Genomic DNA, 2,348 nt, shown 5'->3' with positions numbered 1-2,348 from the left:
TGAAATCCAGTAGGTCTTCATACTTAAGAGTATTCGTTTTTAGGGTAAAGTGCATATTTGTTCTTAAATCGTATATCCAGAGCTTCTCTGTCCATGGCTTTTCGCTGGCAGGTTTCCTGTCAAAGAAAAGCACGTTGGCTTTTACTCCCTGCGCGTAAAACACGCCTGTTGGAAGCCTCAAAAGAGTATGAACATCGCATTCCTGCAGCAGCTTTCTCCTCACAGTCTCGCCTGCGCCGCCTTCGAAGAGCACGTTGTCAGGCACAACGATTGCGGCTTTCCCGTTTATCTTCAGCAGCGTTTTCACATGCTGAAGGAAGTTCAACTGTTTGTTGGATGTCGTCGCCCAGAAATCCTGTCGCTCATAAGTTTGAGATTCTTTATCCGCTTTTCCTTCTCCGTTTACGATTGTATAGCTGCTTTTCTTGCCAAAGGGTGGATTGGTGAGCACAATATCAAAGCGATCTCCAGGGTCTGAGGCAAGCGTATCGGTTACTACCTGACATTAAGGGTTTGAAAGGCTACAAAATCCACCTTTTCTAAGAAACCACAACCAACAGAACTATTTTCGATCGAAATCCTTTTATACTTTGTAGTCTATATATAGACTACATGGCTAAAACAAGGATTAAACGTGGAAATAAGGTGTATGTTTATGAACGTGAGAACTATCGGGACGAATTTGGAAAAGTAAAACACCGAAAAGCTCAGTACTTGGGGATTGAAGAAACAATAGATGGAAAAACCCGAATTATTCCACCCAAAAAACGCCAGAAGGACATAGAAATAACAAGTTCAGTAAGATATGGGGATATAGCAACTCTATACACTCTTTTGAAAAAATATAACATCATAGACACTTTAAACGACTTAATTCCAAGAAGAGGTTTGCCGGTAGGGGAAGTTCTCACAACACTTGCAGTCAACCATATAGTCAATAGGGAAACCCTAAACATGCTTTCAAAATGGTATCAGGATACAGCACTCGAAGATTTCATAAAAATACCATCAGACAAATTAAACTCAACAAATCTTGGTGCTGTTATGGGCACTGTGAAAAAATTAGTACCAGAGGGCATAGTTGATGTATGTATCAAATTATTCGATAAAATAAAACATCTTGAAACCGGGTCAACATCATTGCTTTATGACATAACTTCGACATATTTCTATTCAACAAAACTTCCAAAAGCAAGATACGGACATAACAGGGATGAGAATAACCAGCCTCAAATAAACATCTCATTGGTTGCCACAAAAGACAAAGGGCTGCCAATATTTTTCAGGACTTATGAAGGAAATATAACCGACGTAACCACAATCAAGCAAATGATTCTTGATGTTAAACGTATAGATTTCAATATTGATGCATTAATACTTGATAGGGGAATGGCATCAAAAACCAATTTAAAGGCTCTTGCCGGAAACCAGATCAAAATAATTGGTGGAATACCTTTGACCTCAAATGAGGCAAAAGAGCTTGTAGAATGTGATATTTCTGAGGAAAACGAATTGATACGACCCTCTGGGCTAATTTATTATGAGGATAAACCTGAAACACTATTTGGCATAAAAGGAAGAGCTATTGTCTGTTTTAATCATACCGATCTTGAACACGAACGTTCTCTCAGATTGAAAAAAATAGCGGTGGCCGAGAAACGAATTGCTGAGATTTTCAATTCACACGAGTGTAATGAAAACTTAAGTTGCTTGGAGAATGAAATAAAAGCAGCTATCAAAGGGGTTTCTGATTATTTCATTGTCACAAATGATGATGGCAAAGTTAGCGTTAGCCCTAATGTGGATAATCGAAAAAAAGCAAAACTCCGAGATGGAAAATGCTTGATTTTTACTACTGATTTTGAAAAAAATGCTCCTGAAGTAATCTCTCTTTATTTTGAAAAAGATATAATAGAAAAAATTTTTAATTGTTTTAAGAGTTGGCTTGACTTGCAACCGGTCAGGCATTTTGATGAAGGGCATATCGATGTTTATGTTTTTGTTTGTTATCTCGCGTATCTGACACTTGCTCTGTATAAACATCATCTTGGTACCAATGGTTGGGAAGGGGTCAAGGAGAGTTTGGATGAACTGGGAAGGATTAGAAAAACAACCCTTACCCTGGGTGGAGAGAAAATTGATAAAATCACTGTTCTCACGAAGGAACAAAAGGAGATTATTGAAAAATTGGATTTGAAGGATAAGCTTTTTTTGGGATGTAGTCTATAAAACCCTGAAAGTCAGGTTATTAGGAAATTACAGCCAGAATCAATCTTAGGATTGGTTTTTAAGGCTTTAGGATGGTGAATTTGAATATGAAAATTGGTCCGAATGAAAACTCCAAAAAT

The 2,348-nt window shown here is 37.7% G+C and carries 2 protein-coding genes; one reads left to right on the top strand and one right to left on the bottom strand.

Translation table 11 applies throughout. The annotated features are described in order from the left end of the window. Positions 1-451 (bottom strand): HsdM family class I SAM-dependent methyltransferase (locus tag VIH09_RS05070; RefSeq protein ID WP_331578537.1); only part of this gene is annotated, 451 nt, incomplete at its 3' end. A 161-nt stretch (positions 452-612) separates the two neighbouring features. Here VIH09_RS05070 and VIH09_RS05065 point away from each other — a divergent pair. After that, positions 613-2,229, top strand: a complete 1,617-nt coding sequence (locus VIH09_RS05065; protein ID WP_331578535.1) for an IS1634 family transposase — start codon at positions 613-615, stop codon at positions 2,227-2,229. Positions 2,230-2,348 lie beyond the last annotated feature (119 nt).

Origin of the sequence: Flavobacterium sp. (genome assembly GCF_036515215.1) — a bacterium.
GTDB lineage: Bacteria > Bacteroidota > Bacteroidia > Flavobacteriales > Flavobacteriaceae > Flavobacterium.
This window is presented reverse-complemented; position numbering and strand designations above follow the sequence as displayed.

Coding starts and splice junctions, on each gene's coding strand:
- VIH09_RS05065 (WP_331578535.1), top strand. CDS start 613: ATGGCTAAAACAAGGATTAAACGTGGAAATAAGGTGTATGTTTATGAA.